Genomic DNA, 4,087 nt, shown 5'->3' with positions numbered 1-4,087 from the left:
GGATAAAGGTCAGTTAGCTTTGGAGTTATCAAGAACCATTAGTTTTATGCCTACCGTCACGGAGGCATTTGAATCCGAAAATCCTGCTAGAACGATCCAGCCGATTGCCGAAAAAATTCGCAAGGAAACGGGGGCTGAATTCATCGTTGTAGGAAATAAAGAGGGAATTCGTTATTCTCATCCGTTAGCCTCTGAAATAGGGAAGCGAATGAAAGGCGGGGATAACAACCGAGCTATAAAAAATGGTGAATATTACGTTTCTGAAGCGGCTGGTTCGCTTGGTCTTTCTATTCGAGGAAAGTCACCGATATTTGATAAGGATGGAAAAATAATTGGAATCGTTTCGGTCGGTTTTTTAGTGAACGATGTTCGTGCCCAAATTTTTAAGGATCTATCTAAAGAGATGATTGTGTCTTTAGTAGCCATTATGATATCAATCGTCGGGAGCTATATGCTGGCAAGAAGTATACGTAAAGATACATTAGGGTTGGAGCCATTTGAAATTGCTAATTTATATAAAGAGAAAAATGCTGTACTTCACTCGGTGAAAGAAGGAATTATAGCCATTGATCAAAATGGTTTGATTACATCTATGAATCAGCCGGCAAAAAAGTTGCTGGATATAAAAGAACCTGTTCGCCATTTGAATGTAGATGGGTTGTTTCCTTCAACATATTTATATGAAGTGTTGAAATCAGGGGAACCGCAAGTGGATAAAGAAATTTCATGGAAAGATAAATCTGTTATTGTGAATTGCACGCCGATCTTCGATAGTGAAGGTGTAAGCGGTGTAGTCGCTTCGTTCCGTGATCGAACAGAAATAGAGGAAATGGTTAACACACTATCGGAAGTGAAGATGCATTCAGAGGATTTAAGGGCACAAACCCATGAATTTACCAATAAATTATATGTTCTATCCGGATTGATACAGTTAGGGGAATATGATGAAGCAATAGATATGATTCAAAGCGAAACATCCGAATTGTACTCTCTGAACCGTGTTGTGTTCGAACAGATTAAAGATACAAAGGTACAAGCTCTGTTACTTGGGAAGATAGGAAAAGCATCAGAAAAGAAGATTCCCTTTGAAATAGACTCACAAAGTTACTTAGAGAAACTCCCGGACCATATAAAATTGTCCCAACTTACCTTGATTCTTGGCAATATAATCGATAATGCGCTGGAAGCGGTTTCTGGCATGGATGAGCCACTAGTGAAATTTTTCGCTACCGATATCGGAAATGATATGGTATTTGAAGTAAGTGACAATGGAAAGGGAATACCCGAGAATGATATCGCGTTTATTTTCGACCGGGGTTTCACTTCGAAAACAAGTGGAAATCCAAGTGGATATGGACTATCAAATGCTGATCATGTTGTAAAAGAGTTGGGTGGCATCATCGAAGTTCAAAGCGAGGAAGAAAACACCGTATTTACCGTGTATCTTCCTAAAGAGCAGACAGGAGGGAAAGAATGCTAAAAATAAGAGCGGTCATTGCAGAAGATGATTTTCGTGTAGCGGATATCCATGAAAAATTTTTAAAAAACTTTGAAGAAATAGAAGTGGTCGGGAAAGCTGTAAATGCCAAAAAAACTCTTCGGATCTTGGAACAAAAAAGCCCTGATCTGCTTCTGCTTGATGTCTATATGCCGGATCAGCTTGGTACAGACTTACTTCCAAGCATTCGTCAGAAATTCCCGAATGTGGATATTATCATGATTACGGCAGCCACAGAAAAAGAACAACTTGAAAAGGCCCTTCACTATGGTGTAGAGAATTATTTAATTAAACCGGTAGAAATGAAGCGCTTCAACCAAGTCATAGAGGAGTATCTTAAGAAAGCCCACCTGATGCAATCTAAACAAGATATAGACCAGGATTTTGTTGATCTTATTTTAAAAAAGGGATCGGCTACGCCGGAAACCAATGATGGACCTGCATTACCAAAAGGAGTCGACGAAATCACATTAACGAAAGTAATGGAAGTTCTTGAAATAAGCGACATTGGTTTGTCAGCTGAGCAAGTGAGCTCTCAAATCGGCGCTTCTAGAACAACAGCAAGGCGTTATCTGGAATACCTGATATCCGTAAAGAAATGTAAGGCAGAAGTAATATATGGAGTAGTGGGGAGACCAGAACGTAGATATTATAAGATTTGATTCAGAGAAAGATAACCTAGGAAATATAAAAACACCTTCGTAAATGGAGGTGTTTTTTTGATGGGAAAATCGGTGGGTAGAAAAGTGCTTGAGAGATTACCAATATTGTTAAAATCATTTAAAAACCAACGATTCAAACCCCGGCATGGCATCCGGTATTGTCTGAAAATTGAAGATGAAAAGTACCTCCGTGAACACAATGAACACAATTAACAAAATAGTTTTAAAACACAATAAATTGAAAACGCTTACAGATTAAGCGTTTTCATATACAATTTACTTTATTAGAAGATAGGAGTGATAGATATGCTCGCTTTATTAGGATACTTGATGATTTTAGTGTTTATGATTTTAATTATGACAGGGCGACTTTCAGCCATGATAGCTTTGATCGTAGTACCTAGTGCCTTCGCACTTATTGGTGGTTTCGGTAGTCAAATGGGTGAAATGGCGCTAGAAGGAATCAAAAGTGTGGCGCCAACAGGAATCATGATTTTATTTGCAATCCTTTTCTTTGGTATTTTGATTGATGCTGGAGTTTTTGATCCAATCATTAATACGATCCTTAGACTTGTAAAAGGAGATCCTGTAAAAATTGCCATCGGTACAGCAGTTTTGGCTTTACTTATTTCGTTAGATGGAGATGGTACAACCACATATATGATCACGATTTCTGCCATGCTTCCGCTATATAAACGGATTGGAATGAAACCGCTTATATTAGCTGGTATCGCGGTTTCTGCATCTGGAGTCATGAATCTTCTTCCTTGGGGAGGCCCGACAGCAAGGGTGATGACTGCTTTGAAACTAGAAATGTCCGATGTTTTCACGCCTGTTATTCCTGCTATGATTGGCGGTGTGCTATTCGTTCTATTCATGGCATATTGTATGGGTAAAAAAGAAAGAAAAAGAATTGGGATAATAGAAGTAGATTATCATGCTGTAGCTCAACATGCGGCTGCAACCGAAGATGCTTACATTAAGCGTCCTAAATTAATTGTCTTTAATTATGCGTTAACACTTACCCTGCTAGTGGCACTGATTATGGAACTTATGCCTTCAGCGGTCCTATTTATGATAGGTTTTGCCATTGCTATTACGATTAATTATCCGAAAGTAAGTGATCAAAAAGAACGTGTAGCCAATTATGCTGACAATGCTTTATCAGTTGTTTCGATGATATTTGCAGCAGGTGTCTTTACCGGAATTCTTTCCGGAACGGAAATGGTAGATGCTATGGCAAACTCTATGATTCAGCACATTCCTGACCAAATGGGTGCACACTTTGCCGTTATCACAGCTATCATTAGCGCACCTTTTACTTTCTTCATGTCTAATGACGCCTTCTATTATGGCGTACTTCCATTACTTGCTAAGGCAGGTGCTGCTTATGGAATTGATCCTGCCATGATAGGAAGAGCTTCTCTTTTAGGGTTGCCAGTTCATCTATTAAGTCCGCTTGTTCCATCTACCTATCTATTGATTGGGATGGTAGGAGAAGATTTTGGAGCCCTGCAGCGTACTTTCTTGAAGTGGGCTTGCGGATCGACACTTGTCATGATTTTGGTATCTCTTGTATTAGGAATAATCCCACTATAAGAGATATAGCAAGTAGTTCCTCGATTTTTTAAAGTACCCTTTTATTGTAAAGAGCCCCATTCGTACTAGTACTAGTACGAATGGGGCTCTTTAATTTCGATTGAAAGGTGGCCCTCTATCCTACTGCTCGCTTTCCTCACTAACACTCTATCTATCAAAGCTCATAATGATATTTATTACTGGCTGATTGAACTACCCAYCACTTATCGACTTTACGGTCTGATTGAAGTGGGGGATTCCTAAGAACATTAGCCTATCGGCCAATTTTTAATTAGGCTACTCCCGTAGTTCCTACGGTTAGAAGCCTTATGGCTTCATTCATTAGATT

3 protein-coding genes are annotated in these 4,087 nt (G+C 39.1%); all 3 read left to right on the top strand.

The window, feature by feature from the left end; genetic code table 11:
* On the top strand, window positions 1-1,480 hold a 1,480-nt coding region (locus tag AC1DUW_RS22430), incomplete at its 5' end, for an ATP-binding protein (RefSeq protein ID WP_477643507.1).
* The gene (locus tag AC1DUW_RS22425; protein ID WP_053347489.1) at window positions 1,474-2,160 is read left to right on the top strand and encodes a response regulator; all 687 of its coding nucleotides are present in this window, start codon (window positions 1,474-1,476) and stop codon (window positions 2,158-2,160) included. The genes AC1DUW_RS22430 and AC1DUW_RS22425, both read left to right, overlap by 7 nt.
* A 306-nt stretch (window positions 2,161-2,466) precedes the next feature.
* Window positions 2,467-3,759 (top strand): CitMHS family transporter, encoded by a 1,293-nt coding sequence (locus AC1DUW_RS22420; protein ID WP_053347488.1) that lies wholly within the window; start codon window positions 2,467-2,469, stop codon window positions 3,757-3,759.
* The last annotated feature ends 328 nt before the right edge of the window (window positions 3,760-4,087 follow it).

This window comes from Peribacillus sp. P4_C12 (assembly GCF_056402095.1).
The sequence above is the reverse complement of the archived record's forward strand: the minus strand, read 5'-3'. Positions and strand labels throughout refer to the sequence as shown.

Coding starts and splice junctions, on each gene's coding strand:
- AC1DUW_RS22420 (WP_053347488.1), top strand. CDS start 2,467: ATGCTCGCTTTATTAGGATACTTGATGATTTTAGTGTTTATGATTTTA.
- AC1DUW_RS22425 (WP_053347489.1), top strand. CDS start 1,474: ATGCTAAAAATAAGAGCGGTCATTGCAGAAGATGATTTTCGTGTAGCG.